17 protein-coding genes are annotated in these 17,052 nt (G+C 69.2%); 5 read left to right on the top strand and 12 right to left on the bottom strand.

Features of this window, described 5'->3' with window-relative positions; genetic code table 11:
- Positions 1–159: 159 nt before the first annotated feature.
- From BLV05_RS26810 to BLV05_RS26800, 3 genes are read right to left on the bottom strand one after another with little or no spacing between them, the layout of a single operon-like run.
- Positions 160–1,623, bottom strand: a complete 1,464-nt coding sequence (locus tag BLV05_RS26810; RefSeq protein WP_046772410.1) for an SCO6880 family protein — start codon at positions 1,621–1,623, stop codon at positions 160–162.
- On the bottom strand, positions 1,620–3,281 hold the full coding sequence (locus BLV05_RS26805; protein ID WP_157524323.1) for a conjugal transfer protein TrbL: 1,662 nt from the start codon (positions 3,279–3,281) through the stop codon (positions 1,620–1,622). Before BLV05_RS26805 ends, BLV05_RS26810 begins: the two co-directional genes overlap by 4 nt.
- Positions 3,206–3,478, bottom strand: coding sequence for a DUF6112 family protein (locus BLV05_RS26800; RefSeq protein ID WP_046772437.1), 273 nt, complete (start codon positions 3,476–3,478; stop codon positions 3,206–3,208). Before BLV05_RS26800 ends, BLV05_RS26805 begins: the two co-directional genes overlap by 76 nt.
- 361 nt (positions 3,479–3,839) lie before the next feature.
- On the opposite strand from BLV05_RS26800, the gene BLV05_RS26795 reads away from it, so the two are divergent.
- Entirely contained in the window at positions 3,840–4,763 is a 924-nt protein-coding gene (locus BLV05_RS26795; RefSeq protein WP_046772411.1) for a hypothetical protein, read from the top strand.
- A gap of 194 nt (positions 4,764–4,957) precedes the next feature.
- On the opposite strand, the gene BLV05_RS26790 is transcribed toward BLV05_RS26795, so the two are convergent.
- Genes BLV05_RS26790 through BLV05_RS26780 form a run of 3 tightly spaced genes read right to left on the bottom strand, consistent with a single transcriptional unit; the run spans position 4,958 to position 7,156 of the window.
- Positions 4,958–5,239, bottom strand: coding sequence for a DUF6112 family protein (locus BLV05_RS26790; protein ID WP_046772412.1), 282 nt, complete (start codon positions 5,237–5,239; stop codon positions 4,958–4,960).
- Positions 5,240–5,241: 2 nt separating this feature from the next.
- On the bottom strand, positions 5,242–6,474 hold the full coding sequence (locus BLV05_RS26785; RefSeq protein ID WP_197683336.1) for a M23 family metallopeptidase: 1,233 nt from the start codon (positions 6,472–6,474) through the stop codon (positions 5,242–5,244).
- 16 nt (positions 6,475–6,490) lie between these two features.
- Complete coding sequence (locus BLV05_RS26780; RefSeq protein ID WP_046772413.1) at positions 6,491–7,156, bottom strand: hypothetical protein; 666 nt, start codon at positions 7,154–7,156, stop codon at positions 6,491–6,493.
- Positions 7,157–8,933: 1,777 nt separating this feature from the next.
- On the opposite strand from BLV05_RS26780, the gene BLV05_RS26775 reads away from it, so the two are divergent.
- A complete protein-coding gene (locus BLV05_RS26775) occupies positions 8,934–9,236 on the top strand; it encodes a hypothetical protein (RefSeq protein WP_046772415.1) in 303 nt (100 codons plus the stop codon).
- Between the two features lie 1,347 nt (positions 9,237–10,583).
- Here the strand turns inward: BLV05_RS26775 and BLV05_RS36130 are convergent.
- The 3 genes from BLV05_RS36130 to BLV05_RS26755 all read right to left on the bottom strand — a co-directional run bounded on the left by BLV05_RS36130 (position 10,584) and on the right by BLV05_RS26755 (position 11,468).
- A complete protein-coding gene (locus tag BLV05_RS36130) occupies positions 10,584–10,751 on the bottom strand; it encodes a hypothetical protein (protein WP_157524321.1) in 168 nt (55 codons plus the stop codon).
- Between the two features lie 15 nt (positions 10,752–10,766).
- Positions 10,767–11,120, bottom strand: coding sequence for a hypothetical protein (locus tag BLV05_RS26760; RefSeq protein WP_152691086.1), 354 nt, complete (start codon positions 11,118–11,120; stop codon positions 10,767–10,769).
- A 153-nt stretch (positions 11,121–11,273) separates the two neighbouring features.
- Positions 11,274–11,468 carry a hypothetical protein gene (locus BLV05_RS26755; RefSeq protein WP_046772418.1) on the bottom strand — a complete coding sequence of 65 codons (195 nt, stop codon included), beginning with the start codon at positions 11,466–11,468 and terminating at the stop codon, positions 11,274–11,276.
- Positions 11,469–11,780: 312 nt separating this feature from the next.
- On the opposite strand from BLV05_RS26755, the gene BLV05_RS38770 reads away from it, so the two are divergent.
- Positions 11,781–12,104 (top strand): hypothetical protein, encoded by a 324-nt coding sequence (locus tag BLV05_RS38770; protein WP_082155788.1) that lies wholly within the window; start codon positions 11,781–11,783, stop codon positions 12,102–12,104.
- A gap of 184 nt (positions 12,105–12,288) precedes the next feature.
- Here BLV05_RS38770 and BLV05_RS26745 read toward each other — a convergent pair whose 3' ends face one another.
- Positions 12,289–12,600 (bottom strand): hypothetical protein, encoded by a 312-nt coding sequence (locus BLV05_RS26745; RefSeq protein ID WP_152691087.1) that lies wholly within the window; start codon positions 12,598–12,600, stop codon positions 12,289–12,291.
- A 292-nt stretch (positions 12,601–12,892) separates the two neighbouring features.
- Here BLV05_RS26745 and BLV05_RS26740 point away from each other — a divergent pair, with 292 nt between their 5' ends.
- Positions 12,893–14,068 (top strand): aminoglycoside phosphotransferase family protein, encoded by a 1,176-nt coding sequence (locus BLV05_RS26740; protein WP_046772421.1) that lies wholly within the window; start codon positions 12,893–12,895, stop codon positions 14,066–14,068.
- A 218-nt stretch (positions 14,069–14,286) separates the two neighbouring features.
- Here the strand turns inward: BLV05_RS26740 and BLV05_RS26735 are convergent, their stop codons facing one another.
- The gene (locus BLV05_RS26735) at positions 14,287–14,925 is read right to left on the bottom strand and encodes a GIY-YIG nuclease family protein (protein ID WP_152691088.1); all 639 of its coding nucleotides are present in this window, start codon (positions 14,923–14,925) and stop codon (positions 14,287–14,289) included.
- A 497-nt stretch (positions 14,926–15,422) separates the two neighbouring features.
- Between BLV05_RS26735 and BLV05_RS26730 the strand changes: the two genes are divergently transcribed.
- The gene (locus tag BLV05_RS26730) at positions 15,423–16,115 is read left to right on the top strand and encodes a response regulator transcription factor (RefSeq protein WP_046772439.1); all 693 of its coding nucleotides are present in this window, start codon (positions 15,423–15,425) and stop codon (positions 16,113–16,115) included.
- Here BLV05_RS26730 and BLV05_RS26725 read toward each other — a convergent pair.
- On the bottom strand, positions 16,112–16,684 hold the full coding sequence (locus BLV05_RS26725) for a hypothetical protein (RefSeq protein ID WP_082155792.1): 573 nt from the start codon (positions 16,682–16,684) through the stop codon (positions 16,112–16,114). The genes BLV05_RS26730 and BLV05_RS26725 overlap by 4 nt on opposite strands.
- Between the last annotated feature and the right edge of the window lie 368 nt (positions 16,685–17,052).

The raw sequence follows: 17,052 nt of genomic DNA, 5'->3' as shown, positions 1-17,052 counted from the left end.
CGGTTGCCACGACAGCGGAGTGATCGACGGCTGCGGCCCAGTGTCGAGGTTCTGTGTCGTCGCTATGAGCTGCGGCCGCCCCAGAGAGGAGGTTCGCTAAGGCACGGCATGCGTCGACCGGGTGTGTGGATCGGACGTCGAGGTCGTGGGAGTACGGGGTTAGCTCGATCGGCAAAGGGGAAGTGCCGCCGCTGTGAAGGCTTGTGCTTGTTGTCCGGACAGGAGGCGGGTTTCGCAGCTGGCTTGGATGGCGGCTTGTTCGATGTCGGCGATGGCGGTGTCGAGCTGGTCGGGGGTGGTGGCGGTGATGGCGATGAGGCCGGTGTAGCGGAGGATGCCGTGCCCGGCGGTGAGCTCGGCTTCTTGTTGGAGGATGTCGTGGTACTCGGCGGTGTGGGCGGGGTCGTCGATCTGACCGAGCCGGGCCCGGTGGGCGGCGTCGGAGAGGTGTTCGGTGCGGCGGCGTCGTAGGTCGCGGGCGGCTTGGTCGACGCGCACGGGTGTGTAGAGCAGCGACAGCGTCCGTCGCGTGTTGCTGGTGAGCAGCAACGGAGCGAGAAAGCCGGGGTAGACCGCGGTGCGGGGCCATTCGCTGATCCAGAGGACGGCGTGGTGGCCGGTGTCGCTGTGCAGGCGGTCCCAGGTTTCGGTGACGGCGACCGGACCGGCGGTGGCCAGGTCGTGGCCGAGGTGGCCGTGCCGGTCGAGTGCTGCCGCGACGGCGGGGTCGTAGGCGGAGCGGAGGATGACGGCGACCTGGCCGGGGTCGAGCCATCCGGTGGGGGTGAGGTCGGCCGCGCGCAGGGCGGCGGTGAGGGTGGTCATCTCCTGCCGCAGCACGGCGGCGGCGCCGCGCAGGCCGCCGCCTGCGGCGCGGATCTGGCGGGCCGCGGTCGCGAGGTCCAGGGCGATGGAGATGGTGGTGGCGTGGCGTTCGCCGGCGGGGCCGGCGCGCGCGATCAGGTCGCGGTAGGTGGTGGCGGCCCAGGAGTCGTCGTCGCTGCCGTGCCGTTGCCACCAGTCGGACAGGCCGCTGCCGCTGTCGGGCAGGGTCCGTTCGCAGACCTGGAGGGTGGCGAGCCGCCCGGACCGGCAGCAGGTCGCCAGCACCCTTCCCCAGGCGTTGACGCGGCGTTGCTGTTCGGCGGCGTCGAGCAGCACGAACGAGGGGTGTTCGATCTGGCAGACGGCGGTCAGGGTGCGGGCGTGCGGGTCGTGGATCATCGCGGTGCCGGTGGTGGGGTCGACGTACTCGCGCAGGCTGGCCGCGTCGCCGGGCAGCGCGAGGGTCCCGGCCGGACGAGGCCGCACAACCCGGCGCCGGTACACCAGCTGGCCGGCACTCGCGCGCCAGACCCACCGTCCGGTGACCGGGATCCATTCGACCAGCGTCCGCCCGCCGGCTGGCACCCATGCCAGCACCAAACCGCCCACCCAGACCGGCGTGGCGAGCGCGAGCAGGGTGCCTCCGCCGAGGTAGAGCGCGGTCACCATCGTTGCCACGCTGACGGCGACGGCGAGCAGTCGCGGCAGGGAAAGGCCGAGCAGGACACCGCGACGCGACAGCCGGGAGAACGACACCGGCGCTGGGCCTGCGCCGCTGTCGGGAGTTTGCCCGGTCATCGGGAGCCCTCGCCACCTGTAGATAGGTCGGGCAGCACTTGCGGCGCCGGGTCACGACCAGCTGGTGGTCCTGCAGCCGGAATCTTCGACCCGCTCGAGCCTCCGTCGCTGGCGTCTGACGCCGCTGGGATGCCCGCGTCGGGTCGGGCCGGCTCGGCTCTGTTCGCGGGGTGCCAGCCGGCCGGCCCGGCCGCATCGCCGGGGTTCCGGCCCGCGGGATGCCAGCCGGCCGGTCCCGGCGCCGGTTGTCCGCGATGCCGGTCGGCGGGCTCCCCGTGGCTCGGTCTGTCTGGCCCCGCTGCGCCATCGCCGGTCTCGCCCGTTCTGTCGGTGCCTCCGGGTCGTCGCTCGTCGCTGGCGTCGTTGCCGGTGGCGGGGCCGCCTCCCGCCGACCCGCGCTCGTTCGCCGGTCCGGTCTGCGTCGCACCGTCTGGTCCTGGCGCTGCCGCGGCGGTACCGCCGGGACCGACGCTGGTGGAAGCCCGATCTGGAGCACCGGCCGCGGACGCGCCGCCGCCGGGTCGCGCCGCCTGCTGCTGAGCGGCACGGCCGGACCCGCCGAGGCGGTTGGTCAGGATTGCGGCCGCTGTGCGGCCGCCGAGACCGGCCATGATCGCCGGGCGGGGCAGGACCGCGCCCTTCGCCTCCTGCTCGCTGGCGGTGGCCTGGTGCGCGTCGATCCCGGCGAAGGAGATCATCTTGTAGCTCAGGTACGGCGCGAACGCGGCGAGCATCAGCAGCGCGACCCCGGTGATCGGGTCGGAGATCGACGCCAGATCCCCCTCGATCGGCGAACTCACCTGAGTGACGGCGACCAGGAAGATCACCACCAGGACGAGCTTGGACACGATCAGCGCGACCACGAACGTGGCCCAGCGGGCCAGCCATCCGCGGGTGGCGTCCCACGACGACCCGGCCAGCGCGACCGGCGCGAACACGATCGCCACCAACAGCAGCGCCTTGCGGATCAACAGGGAGAACCACACCGCGACCGCGGCCACGATCGCCAGCCCGGACAGCACGAGCACGATGACCACGCTCATCCCGGCCGCGGTCGCGTCGACGGTGGCCAGCGCGGCGGTCAGCAGCACCACCCGCTCACCCAATTCAGCCATCGAGGTCCCCGCGGCCTGCACGATCCCCACGGCCAGCTGGTCGGTGATCTCCAGCAACAGACCGGTCAACGTGATCGCGAGGAACCCGCCCAGCACCGCCTTCGCCACCCCCAGGCCGGCGCGGGACAACGCGGTCGGGTCCCTGCGCACCAGGCCGGTGATGACCTGGAAGCAGAAGAACACCAGCGTCAGCAGCACCGCCAACCCGAACAGCAGGTTGTAGACGGCCAGATACCCCGGCGAGCGCACGTCGACGAGCGTGGTCGTGTCGATCACCGACCACACCGCCTCCACCAGCGTCCCGGCGGCCTGCCCCATCGCGGTGGCCAGCCACTCGAACGGCGCAGTCACCAGCGTGGCGGCGCCCTCACCGACGGTGTCGCACACCGCCGAGATCACCGGGACATCGCACACCCCGGCGCGTAGGCCGGCGCCGGAGCGCGTCCCGGTCGGGGTCTCGACGGGGCTCATATGCCCTGGCCCACATCCCAGAAGAAATTGATCAACGTGACGCTGGCGCCACAGATGATCGCCGCGCCGCACGCCACCAGCACACCCACCTTCCCCCGCCCGGCCAGGTGCGGGTTCGCGCTGTTCGACCCGAATCCCCACACCACCGCCGACACGATCAACGCCAGCACCGACAGAACCAGCCCGATCGTCATCCCCGCACCCACGATCGTGCGCAGCTGGGCGATCCCGGGCAGTCCGGTGCTGTTCGGGTCGATGCTGATGTCCATCGGCACCCATGCCGACACCACGCGCAGCGCCAACCCCACGCCGGACAGCACCGAGGCGCCAGTCAGCGGGCCGCTTCGAAAGAACCATGGTTCGCTCACACCGGCCTGGTGCGCCGCGGTTCCCGCCATGGGCCGACCCAGCTTGGCGGCGCGAGCAGATCCGTCCGTGCCCAGCCGTCCATGCGTACGTCGCGCCGACACGCCCGGTGGTACCGTGAAACGATCGCTTCGCCTACGGCCACGTTTCCCGGATCGTGGCCAGCGTAGGGGTGCCGGGTAGGCCCGGATTCACGCGACGGATGCACCGCAGTGATTCATGACCACCAACCCGCCGGCCGGGCGGCGCCACGTTGGAGGAGTCATGTCTGCCGCCGTCGAGATCGCCATCGCACAGCGCCGCTGCGCCTACACGCGTGAAAGGTTGATGCGTGCGCGCAACGAACTGCGCGCGCTGGCACCGGGCACGCCGTGGATTCCAGACGCGGCACTTGCGCAAGCGGACTTCGAGTTCGAGCTCTTCGCGACCCGCGCCTACGGGATCTCGCCTCAGTCAACCGAAGCTGATGGATCGGCCGCGTTGCACGTCTTCGGGCTTATACGGATCAGCCCACGTTCGGATGCCCTCGTGGTGTCGGTCGCTGACGCGACATTGCCCGACCTCATCCGGCGGTTCCTGCCGGCCTACCGCCCCAGTGACCCGGAAGTGGGAGGAGCACCCGGGCTACGGCCTGTTGAGGTCGGTCACCGACAGATCGCCCTAGGTCGGTTGGACCGTCCTGGGCGGCTCATCATCGAGGGAACGGCGCCCGCGCGATGGCGCCGCTGTCTTGCGGGATGGACCGACGAACTGGACGCCGCGGGCTATCTCGCGTTGTGGAGGACGTCACCCGAACGGCTTCACCCCCGCGAACTTCGTCAGCTGCGCCTGTTCGACAGTCTCTACACCCGTTATGGATCACATCGCCGACAGGTGGCTCGGTTGATCAGCGGGCTCATCCGCCGGAACGCGGTCTTCCACTACGGCGCTCCCTCTACCTGCGTGGACATGTGGATCAACCCAGCTCTGGACGGTGCGGAGATCCACATCGAATGGTTCGACGGACCCGACCACACCACCGTGATCGACCTGCTCACGGCTCCACGCTGTGGGTTGCCGCTGCGCGTGTTCGATGGTGGCAGCTCCAGGCTCAGCCCGACGTACTCGATAGGGCTGAAGGCAATTGATGACCCCGGTGTGCGGCTGTTCCTGCGCCACCAGGTCACGGTGCCCGGCGACAAGCCGTGACAACCGCCGTCGCGGTCGGGAGCGTCGGCGCGTGGATCTTGCTGGTCTTCGCCGTCGTGGCGACCGCCATCTGGTCGGGCACGGGGGCTCGGCGCCGCGATGCTCGCCTTGTCTTGGAGATCCTGATCCGTGGGCGTCGCTGAGACGCCGCGTGTCGTGCCGCCGCGCGCAGTGGGCTGGGCTGCTCCGTCGGGTCACAGCGACGATCCGAGGTCGATGAGCCAGTTCGTCCAGGCGACGGCAGCGCCGGCGAGCGTGGCAGCAGCAAGGGCGACCAGGGTGCCGGTGCGGGCGCGGGCCGCGGCCTGGTGATTGCCGTGGGCGACGGCGATGGCCCAAATGGCGGCGCTAGCGATGAGCGTGAGTACCGCGGTGATGATGGTGATCGTCAGCAGTGCGCCGATGATCTGTTCGAGGTCTTCAGTGGCCGCTACGCCGCCGAAGTCGGGGACCACGTCGACGAAGCGGTGCGTCATGGTCAGGCTCGGCCGGCGACCGCGCGCCGGGCGGCACGTGCTCGGCCTACCGGGTCGACCAGGGTGGGAGCTGGCGTCGGGTCGGCCCGGGGGGTGCAGGGTCTGCCGGGCGTCTGGTCAGGCGTGTCGAGGCTGTCGGGGTGATGGCCAGCGAGCCAAGGGACCGGGTCTACAGGTGGTTGGTCGGGGCCGCCGGGCCGCACCTCGAGGTGCAGGTGCGGTCCGGTGGACTGACCGGCGGACCCGACGTCGCCGATGTGCTGTCCGGCGGTCACGAGCTGGCCGGGGGAGACATGGATGTCCTCGGGCCAGATGTGGGCGTACGCGGTCGCCACGGGCTGGTCGTCGATGGTGTGCTCGATGACGATGAGCCCGCCGTAGATGGGGGTGGTGTCGGTGGACGCGACCCGGCCGTCGGCGGCGGCCAGGATTGGGGTGGCCTCGGTGGCGGCGTAGTCGGTGCCGCTGTGGAAGGACACCTCGCCGGTGATGGGATGGATGCGTAGCCCGAAGTCGCTGGTCTTGATCCAGGTCTCAGCCGGCAGCGGGAACACCACCCGCCCAGCCTCCGGCACCGGCTGCTCGCCGCTGCCGATGGTGAGGGTAGTGAGGATGGTCTCGGCGACCGGCTGGAAGGCGCGGTACCGGTCGGGGTAGGCGGACACCTCGACGGCCTGGGCGGCCTCGCCAGGGTCCATGTCCTGCCAGCCGGGGATGTCCAGCAGCCCGGGCGGCGACGGGTGGTTGGGGCCGGTGGGTCCGCCGTAGAACGCGGCCGACTGATACTCGGCGTTCATGAGGTCGGCGACGCTGCCCCACCCGGCTGTGGGCCGCATCTGAAACAGGCCCAGCGAGTCGTTGTCCGAGCCGTCGCCGTCGTTGGGGTAGTCACCCGATTCCGGGTAGGCGCCGGTGTTGGCGAGCATCCGCAGCCTCGACTCGGTCAGCGCCGCTATCAGCGCGATCACCACACCGTCACGGCCGACGCCGTCGACGCGGGCGCCGATAGTGATGATCGTTGCCGCGTGTGTCAGTTGGGTCCGGTCCAGCGTGACCGGGTGCCCGTCGCTGGTGGTGGCGCTCAGCGTGTCCGGGATCGCCCCGACCGTCAGCTCCTCGCCGCCGGGCAGGCACGCCGTGGTCGCCGCCGGATTCAGCGCGGCGCTGCCCAGCAGCGCCACGGCCGGCCCGAACGCGAGCACCGCGACCAGCATGGCGATAACGATCTTGCGCACCACGACGAGTCCGCGCCTACCGCAGCGGGTTGTTCAGCTCGGACAACCGCAGCAGACGGCAGTGCTCGAACGAGGGCCGGCAGGTCAGGAAGATCGTGAACGCGACCTCCTCGCTGGTCTCGACCGGGTCGCCGTCCCAGGTCCCGGCGCGGTGGCGGGTGCCGGCGACGGTGTAGGCGGTGGTGCCGGGGAGCAGCTGACCAGGCGCGGCCTGCCCCTCGGCGTCGGCCCACGCATCCGGCACCGTGAGCGTGTCGATGACCAGCCATTGCCGGGTACGGTACCGGGCCAGTTCCACCCAGGCGTCCTGGGCGGGCAGGTACGACCGCACGTCCGAGGCCAGCCCAGCGGTCTCCATTCCGGTCGGATCGCCCGCGTCGACCAGCACCTCCGCATAGTCGACCGGCTCGGCCCCGCTGGTGGGGTCCCAGGTGAACAACGCCTGGGCGACCTGCCGCGCGAACACCTCCGGGTCCGCGGTGTCCGGCAGCGGCTTGGGCTCCGGCCGGGCCTGCGTCGACCACGACGGCCCTGCCCCAGTCGGCGGGCTCGACCCGAACGTATCGTCGCTCGGGCCGCGCGTCAGCCCGAACACCGCGACGCCGACGATCAGCACCACCACGACAACTGCCGCCAGGGCAACGCCGGCCAGCCGCCGCCGACCGCCGGACTCGATTGCCATTCACCGGCCCTCCTTGATCCGACTCAGGTCGAGGACCAGGTGCGCATCATCAGCCGCTGTCGACTGTCTGCGCCGGATGCGGCGACGTCTGGAGCAATCGCGACGGTCGACGCCGGGGGGCGTCCCGAGGTCGACGGTGGGGAGGTGAGCGGGGCCGCATGATCTGATCATTCGCAGTCGGAGGGTCGCTGGATCGATGAATGCTCCATCGACAGCTTCGTTCCCCGGCGCGCAGCCACGATCAATGCGCACGTGCGTCGCGAATCGACGCGGTCACGGCCTAGCTCGTCGGTCGCTGTCAGCCGGATCATCTCCCACGGGATCGAACCGGGCGCCGTCCCGTACGAGATGGTGCTGGTCTGCGACTCCGATCTGGGCCTCGCCTGGGTGACTACCCGTGAAACGGAGCGCGACTGGGACCGGCCGACGGGTTCCACTAACCTGCCCTGACGCTGCCGCGATGCGGGCTGCCTTAGCCTGGAGCAGCGGGTGCTGGAGTGTCCGTGTGCTCTACTGGCGGACCCTTCGACCTGACCGCATGGGTGCCGAGCCGCGGTGCGGTCACCGCGATGTCCGCACCCGAGGTCGACGACCGCGCCGAGGAGCAGGCGGCGGACAGCGGTCGAGAGCGACATACCCCGAGACATCAGTCTCGCAGCCCCAGCAGGTGAAGCCGGACTTCGGCGTCACTTCGCAACTTTGGTCGTGTGATCGCCAGCAGCTCGAGGACCGCCTGCAGCACAGGACTGCGACGAGGACTACGAGCCCGAGTCACTCACCACGGGTCGGCAGCAGCGAGGCTGCCTACTCAGCGCCGGAGGCTGAGCGAGCACATGGTCGATCCTCCGCAGAGCGGCGGCGCCATACCGTCATGGCTTGGACATGCCCGCCCGGCAGCGCATACGTCCGGACGCCCAGTCCCGTGATTGGGGCGCGCCGTCACCTCCATGCGCTCCATGGATTACCACTGAACCGCTGTCGGGGAACGCGTGGGCCTATGGCCAGCATTTTGGTGACACGTATCATGGAAGCGCCTATCGATCATCGTATATATCAGTCTTCGACGTTCGTGCGGCGATCGAGGCGTCGATTTGGCTGCCGTGGTGATCGGCTCGGGGCGAGGGTTCGAGGCGCTTGTAGCGCACTCAAGGACTACCGTCCGGATGCGATCCATACGCCGTTAGGGCTCTCGCACACTGGGTCCGGCGTATATGCGTCGCTCCATCCTCCTTCGAGTTCAACGTGATTACCGGTTTCTGCCCGTTCGACCCCTGTCGAGTCACGAATTACGATCGCGGACTCGCTACGCTCGGCCGTCCACCCCGCTGGCCAGAGCACGAGCCAGTTCTCGCCAGCATCAGTCTCTATCGCGATACAGCCGCTGCGCTCCACGAGTTGGCCTGATGCCAGAGCCTCCATCGCCGAAGCCTCCGAGTGAGTTGGCAGTACCACTGGTTCGCTGCTTGGCGCTGCCGCAGTGGAGTCATCGCCACTTCCACAGCCCGCTGTCAGCAACGCACCCGTGACAGCAGCGCCAATGACTGCCCAAAGCTGGTAGACGGAATGTTCGCGAGTCTGCATCTGGGCACCTCCGTGCCGAAAAGACCCTCGTCGTTAGACGCAGGCGCTGAGCGTCAGGTTCCATCGGCACATTGCCTAGGCGGGCCCGTCATCGGCTTGGACAGCCTCGCCGCGGTCCACATCCTGCTCGCCGGCCGGGAGTTCCTCGGATCGCGCGAATGCTGGGCCGCCGGACGGCCTCGAGTCGACGGTTGTCATGGCCCGGGCCGCGCGCCATCCCGGAACCCGCGACGCCGGCGATCAGCTTCACGACCACCACCGCTACGGCTACGCCGACCACCCCGCCGCCCACACGGTAGGTCGGGTCTCCGCCCTCGGCGGCCGCGCTTACTGGTCCGGCGGCGACGTCACCCATCCACAGCAGCGGCTTGTGGATCGGCCGCGCGTGATCGACCCGGATGGAGTGCTCGATGACCCGACGGGCGCGGAACCGGTCGACGGCGGAGACGTCGCGCCGATCGGCTGCGGTGTTTGCGTGTCTGCAGTCACCGACGGCTGAGAGAGGTCTCTCACCTGGTTCTCCTCGGAGCCTCATCGGTGCGGGCGAGGATCGAGTCATCGCTAGCGCCAGGTCGCTGGCGCTTGACCAGAGGAGACGGCAACCATGGCGACTGCGAAGAAGTGGCTCGTTGTAGGAACGATCAGCGCGCTCGGCATCGGAGCTGGAACGGCTGTGGCCGTGCCTCAGCTCCACACCGATTCACGAGATCCCCGACCGGCCGAGAGCTCGGTGTTCGACACCGGCACGGGCGGCTCGTCGTCGGCGATCTCGGCCAGTAGCCCGCAGTCTGCCGCTAGCCCGTCGAGACCCGCTGGACCGGGCAGTCCAGCCAGCGCTGTGAGTCCGGCAAGCCCGCCTGAACCAGCAAGCCCACCCAGTCCCGTGAGCCCGAACACCCCGCCTTCCGCCGAGAGCCCCGACAGTCCGGCCAGCCCGGTTAGCGCCGTGAGCCCCCCGAGTGCGAGCAGCCCGCACAGTCCGGCCAGCCCTCCGAGCCCGCACAGTCCGACCAGCCCGAACAGTGCGGCCAGCGCCGGCTCCGCTCACAGCCCGGCGAGCCCCAGCTCCGCGGATAGTGCGGCATCGGCCGACTGACCGCGGCACGGACGGCGTCGCCATTGGCCGCGTGCTGCGCCGGGTGTCGGCAACAGGGCGGAGCACAACGACGCTACCCGGACATGTGCAAGCCGACGGCGCGTCATGCGCTCGAACCGCTCGTGTGGCCGCCGTGCAGCCCGAGGTGTTGGGGAGTCACTTGTCGTCAGATGCCAGGCTGATTCTGGACGCGGCTCGGCGTCGCAGCCTGCGGGCTGCCTTGCGCACGCATTGGGCGATGTCGACGAGGAAGGGCAGCGGGTCGCGTCCGGAGAGGACGGCGTGGACTCTCGGGCCGCGCAGCGAGGAGATCCACGCCGCTGGGGTGAGTTCGCCGTGCCGCATGTAGCGGCCGGCCGAGAGCACGTCGCGGCGCAGGTCGACCCAGGCGGTGCCAAGATAGCGTTGCGCGCGGTTGGGGGGCAGTGGTTGGCCGAGCGCGTCGTGTACATCGTGTGCAGCAGTTCGACGCCGCCGGCCTCGGCGGTGGCTGAGCGGCCGGTCGGTCGCCCAATGTTGGCTTCCATGACGACGTACCGCCCGGAGCGCACGTCATGCTTGAGCTCCAGGTAAGCCCAGGCCGTGGAAGTCCACGGCCCCGAACAGCTGCAGGGTGGCGGCGAGGACGTCGTCGTTGCGGCACTCTTCCCCGAGGGTGGCCGTGCCCACGTGTGGCGGCCATTGGCGGCATTTGCGGGTGACGAAGGTGACCAGCGGCTAGTGGTCTTCGTTCTAGTAGCAGTTGCACGTCTACAGCTGGTCGTCGTCGCCGTCGATGTATTGCTGGGCCACCAGCGCCTCCGACCATGTGGCCACCCGGTCGTAGACGGCCAGCAGTTGCTCCGGTCCGGCGGCGGGGAGGGCTTTGGCGGCGGCGTTACGGTTCCAGACCGCGGACTTGATTGACGGCTTGAGCACGGCCGGATACGGCAGTCACTCGGCGGACCGCACGGCCTCGGCCCGGTTGCGCAGAGTGAAACTTGCCGGGACGGAGAGTCCGGCGCGGTGCGCGACGTCGTAGAGGGTGGACTTGTGGATCAGCGCGCGGACCAGTTCGTCGTCGGGCACCTTCACCCAGTACCACTGCTTCAGCTCGTCGCGATGCCGGGAGATCGTCAACACCGCGCGGTCGGTGCACGGGAACAGCACGGCCGGTTCGTCCAACCAGGGCCACAGGCGGTGGAGCTCGTCGAGAAGGCCGCCGCCGTGCACGTCGGCCTGCACGATCTGCTCACACACTCGGGTGCGGGCAGCGAAATGCCGCGCATTACCGGCGATGCCGATCACGCCGATCCCACGCTCGGCGAGAATCCGAGCCGTTCACGCCAGCGGGTAGAGCACTCATGATCGGCTAACCCCACCGGAGCCCATGCCGTGAACATGAAGCAGGCGCTTCGATCTCATCGAGGTGCTAAGAGGCATGATTCCGCGATCGTCGAGTCATGCCTCGTCAGTCCGGGGAACGACGCGCATGGCAGCGGCTTCGAGGGCGATCCGTTCTTCGTCGGTCGCTGACCGGAACACGAGTATCGGGCTGGTACCGCCATGCACCCAACGCACGTCAAACTTGGCCCCTTGGTGGCGGTACATGGCGACGAGTTCCTCGAACTCGCTGCGCGTGAGCGTGTCCTTCACACCCCATCCATACCACCGCGACGGGGGGCGAGATACCCCCATATCGTGAGCGACGGACCGGGACCACTCGACGGCCGCTCTGGCGGTCGAGCGGCATCGTGCCGAAAGGCGCTAACCGGAGCGTGTTGAACAAGCAGGCATCAACCTGATCGACGCCGACACGTGAGCTCCTATCTGGCCGATACCGCTCGGGGTTCTACGCCCGCCCGTCGCGGAACACCAGGCTCGTAACGCTGTTGCTCCTGATCGCCGGCTCGACGCGCCCGAGCGTTTCGGGTCGAGCGGCCCACTGCCGAGCACTGGCTCGCCATCATGTCGTCGCCGGCGCCGCGGCTACTGTCGGCGCGACCAGAACCAGAACGTGGCGTCCGGCTCCACTTCCTCGACCGAGCCTGGACGGACCACCTGGAGCATCTTGCACACCTGCGCGAGTCGACAACGCTGCGCCCGCTGTCCGGGAAGGCGCCGGCGCCAGAGTACAACACCGAAGCCGTCCGCCCCCGCGCCTTCGAGACCCTGCTCGCCGCCGACGACGACGCCGACGAGCTCCTCGCCGCCCACGCCGAACTCGACGACGCCACCACCGCCGCCGACGAAGGCGACCGTCTCCTCTTGCCCGGGCCGTGCGGTGATTGATCGCGGCAGGGTGTCGTGGGCGGCCATGCAAGCGTTGATCACCTCCCCGATCTCGCCCGGGGCCACGTCCATCAGGGTCTCATCCACCGGCGCTCCAGGTGATCTCTGCTGGCGATCGGGTGACCGTACGCCTCAGCCCGGACACAACCCGTTGGCCCCTCCCCGCGCTGTCGATTGCCCCGCATCAGGACGGGCGCCACAGCGACTCCAAGCCGTGGGCGTCCTCAGCAGCATCGGAGAGACCGCGGACCATAGCGGACTGCTCGACGTGGGTCAGGTCCTCACGCCGGAGCAGCTCGAGGTAGTCGTGGAGCGCGTGCGCGGACACGGCCCACTGGTCGGCGGCGTGCTCGGCGACACCCTGCAGGATTTCGCTCGCCGGTTCGTTCTTCTTGCCGAGGCGAGCCATTGTTTCGGCATGCTGGTTCAGGCCGGTCCCGGCGCAGGGTTCACCGTGAGCCGCGCTGTGACGGTTGGCTTGGCTCTGCGGGGTCACAGCGGCGGACGATCGCGAGCGGTGTGCTGGTGGCGCGTTGACCCACGGCGTTGTCGCTACAACGCGCGACGCGGCACGTCGGCGGGAAGAGCCCCAGGCGGCGGGTAGGCGACGTCATCGACGACTCGACGGGTCTCGGCCCTGGGCACCGTCACGGCTGACCTCCCTCAGGTCGCCTCGCTCGCGGGATCCTGCGTGACCTGCTGAGCAGGGCATATCGTGGGTGAGGCGGCGGTGAGAGTTCTCTCATGGAGCACGCCAGTGGGGGTGTGATCGCCCTAACCTGACCGGCATGCTCCGGACCGAACAGGGATCACCGACGCCGCCGACGACGGTCGCGTCCGAGGCGGCGACCGCGCTGGCCTGGTCGGCGCGGCTGGAACGCGATAGCGCCGTTTTGCCGCATCACGGCTGGGCCCGGCTGCGCCGCCGCCCGTTCCGCGCGAACCGGCGCGTCGTGTACAGGCGCGACCTGGACTCCGCCGGCCAGTTCCCGTGCTCGGGCCTGTTCATCGACCAGCGCACCGGCGCCTCGCTGCTGCTTCCCACCGAAGGCGGCGAGGTGCGGTCCTGGTCGGAGGCCGATGTGATCCTGCTCGGCGCGATGCGCAGCCCAGGACAGTTTCGCTTCCGCGCCTTCTTCGTCACCGGCGCACCCAACCGTCGTCCGCTGGCCACGATCGCCGTCCAGCAACGGTCCGACCCGGCCACGGCCAGTCCGCTGGTGGCCGGCGCCCGCGTCGCAGCGAGCCTGGCCGGGCGGACCGCCCTGGTCGTACCCGCCGTCCTCGACCACGGCACCGCCAGCCTCGGGCGCCACGGCGCTGTCGCCGACTGGGTGGTCGAGCAGGCGCTTGACGCGCACCCCATCGCCCTCGCCGATGCCGCCACCACCGTCACCGAGCTCATCGACCTGCTGGCCGGCATGTGGGCCCGATGCGGCCTCGACCACGCTCCCCTGCACGGCCACGACCGGGACCGGGCGCTGCGCGCGTTCGCCGCGCTCGTCGAACAGCCACCGGCCGACATCTGGCCGCACGACCTCGACCCGGCGCAGACCTGGCCGCGCGTCCAAGACGCCCTGACCGAGCGACGACCCCTCACCGTCGGCATCAGCCATGGCGACCCCGGCATCGGCAATGCGCTGCGCCTACCCGACGGCCGCCTCGCCCTCACCGACTGGGAAGACGCCGCCCACCGGCCCATCGCCCACGACGTGATCAAAGCTCTACTCTCCGCGCCCACCGCGGTCCAGAGCCTGAACACATCGACGCCGAACCCACTTCGCGCAGCCATGTCCGCCGCCGGTGCCGCAGCGTGGGAACGCCAACTCGCCATAGCGCTGATCATGTTCCTGACCGGCTGGAAGAACCGGCACGCCCGCGCCCGCCGCCGCAACAGCCTCACCGCACACACCCAACGTATGCACCGTCAACTCCACCTCCTCACGCGCCTCCTCGAGAGCTGACGCACCCACAGTCAAGGTCTGACCGATGGCGAGCCCAGCGGTTCAGACCATCCTGTGGCCGACGCGCGCGATACCGGGTCGGCACTCACAACGGCGGCGAGTAGCAGCTCGCGGATAGCGGGGAAGGTCTACGTCCCGCGGCTCGATGAGCCTGCGTGTTTGTCACGTTGCGCCGAGACATCCATGTTCGCAGGCAGAACAAATGCGCCCGGACGTGCTCATTTTTGATCATCTGCGCCGCAATCGGCATCGATGTTGAGCACCCGAGTGCGTGGCGCCGTCTGCGCCATCAGCGCCGCGGCCTTCTCGGCCAGTCGACGGGCCGACTTCAGCTGCAAGTTTGTCGGCTGGCCGTCGCCCAGTCGCACGTCGGTGGCGATCGCGAACTCGATAGCGCCACCGGCCGACAGCTGGGCGACCAGTTCTTTGTGGATGCGCCGACTGGTCCGCTGGCGGGTGTGGTCGGTTCGGGCGTTGCGGTAGTTGCTACCTCGACGCGCAAGGTTCGTGGACTCGCCGATGTAGAGGGTGCGGACGCCGGCGTGGTCGATGCCGAAGTCGAACCCATACAGCCCTGGTAGCCGCGGCAACGGTGGGAAGCATGGCAGACCGGCCGCCTCGAGGGTGATCGGGCCCGCTCGACGCCACGTGAAGGCGACCCTGACATCGAGCGACTCAAGCACCTCGAGCGCTTCGACATCGAAGTCGCGCCGTGCCGACGACGGCGACGACGTGCTGATCGTCGACGAGCCGACACCAATCGTGAAGCCCAGCCCGGCCAGGTGCCCACGCGCGCGGTTTGCGACTGGAAGCGGCGGGTGCCGGTCGCGATGGCGAGCACCTGCTTGACGGGCCAACGCACGCCGTCGATCTCCGCCCAGTACTGGTGGATGTCCGCCGGTTCATGCCCGACGAGCCGGGCACGAACGAGCTCGGGTGTGAGATCGAACGACTCACTATCCAACGTGAAGCGCATACCTATTGACAGCGCCCGGGTCGGACAGATGGCGATCCACCGTCCAGCGCTGGCCATCACCCGCGGGCGTGAAGACGCCCGCCCCCGTGCCAAGCCAGGGACGTCGGGCGAGCGGGCGCCCGGCAAGGGCCGGAGGCCGCGTCGCCATCCTTCGGATGGTGTTCCATTCGCTGCCGTTGTCCCATTCCGGAGGGGCGTACGTGAGAGCACTCTCATGACGAAGCTGGGATCTCGGTTGGCCGGACAGGGAAACGTTCGCATCTGGGCAACCGAGCAGGTGAATGTCCAGGGGGCGACTATGTTTGAGCATCTCGTCCACTACGAGAAGTTGTTTGGACGTGCAATCACTAACGGGGCAATGAAATTGCTGGTGTGGTCATGAGCAGAATCCTTGTCGTCGAAGACGATCCGAGGCTCTCGGCGGTCATCGAGAAGGGTCTACGCGCCGCCGAGATGACACCAACCGTGGTGGCCGATGGCCGTTCGGCGCTGGACTACGCCATGACCGGAGAGTTCGACCTGATGATCTTGGACCTTGGGCTGCCGGTCATGGACGGCCTGACCGTGCTGCGAGAGTTGCGGGCCGCCCGGGTTCGTCTCCCCGTGATCGTGCTCACCGCCCGCGTCAGCCTGGACGACACCATCGCCAGCCTGGAAGGTGGCGCGGACGATTACATGCCCAAACCGTTCCGCTTCGATGAACTCCTGGCCCGCATCCGGCTGCGGTTACCCGCGGCAGGCGTCCACGGCCCCGAAACCATGATCCTCGGCGACGGCGGCCTGGTGCTGAACCTGCACACCCGGCAAGCCACGGTCGACGGCCGGTCCGTGCAGCTGTCGGGGCGTGAGTTCTTGCTGGCGGAGACGCTGCTGCGGCACGCCGGTCAGGTGCTCAGCCGACAGCAGATCCTGGATCGGGTGTGGGGCATCGGCTTCGATCCGGGAACCAACATCGTTGACGTCTACATCCGGTACCTGCGACGCAAGCTCGGCCAGCGGCGCATCGAATCCGTTTGGGGCGTCGGCTACCGGCTGGTGCCCGAGCGCCCGGACCAGACCGGCGACAGCTAGGCCCACTCGGGCGTCGACGCCGACGACGCGGCAGGCACAGACAGTGTGTCCGGCCACACGATGCCGAAGGGCGTACTGGTGCTGCGCTGGACGAGCGGATTGTCCGCCAGGGCGCCAAGCAGGATCGACGCTGGGAGAGCGCGTCGCGATACGCCGCGGACGCTGCCGCCGTAGTCGTTGAGGTCCACGACGGCCACGCCGACGCCCAACAGGTCATCCAGGGCAGCACACAGCTCGGTGGCATCGTCTCGCCGCAGCGGCGGGCAGACCCGATCCTCGTAGGGCGGACGCCCGCCATCAGTGTCACGAGCCACCGAGCCCGCCACCTTGTAGAGGACGCCGGCAAAGCCGAACGGGCGGGTCACGGCACTGGCCAGCGCGGCGACCAGCAAGCGAGGGTAGCCCACTTCGCCGAGGACGAACTGCATCTTCTCCGGAACCGACAAACCACGGGACCCGGGACGTGGCCGGACCGCTCGAGCCAGGACGTGGGCCAGCCGCCCGGGCCGGCAGCTGTCGATCGGAACGGCACGGCCGGTGAGCAGCACGGCCACCTTCTCGCTGATCATCACCGTGTCACCCTGCCGCAGCGGCGCCAGGGACTCGATGAGCGCTGAGTGCAGGTCGTCCCCAGCGTTAGACCATGGTGTGGGGATGGCCAGGCGGGCATACCGCTCGCCAGCCACAAAGGCATACGTCCAAGCCGCCCGCCTCCTCCGCGTCTCTCGCGCCACCAAAGGACTCTGTAGCGTAGAAGGACACTTCGGCGCGAAGGCATTCATGAGAAAAGTCTCATCAAGATGGGTGCGCAGTTCGCCTCGATGGCTGGGGGAGCGGCGCAGAATGCGGCCCCGCCATAGAGCCGCCAGGTCTAAAGGGCGGGGCCGCTCTGCGGACGTAAGCGCCTCGGAATACGCCCGCCTGGCATCCCAGCATG

Origin of the sequence: Jiangella alkaliphila (assembly GCF_900105925.1) — a bacterium.
GTDB classification, from domain to species: Bacteria; Actinomycetota; Actinomycetes; order Jiangellales; family Jiangellaceae; genus Jiangella; species Jiangella alkaliphila.
The sequence above is the reverse complement of the archived record's forward strand: the minus strand, read 5'-3'. Positions and strand labels throughout refer to the sequence as shown.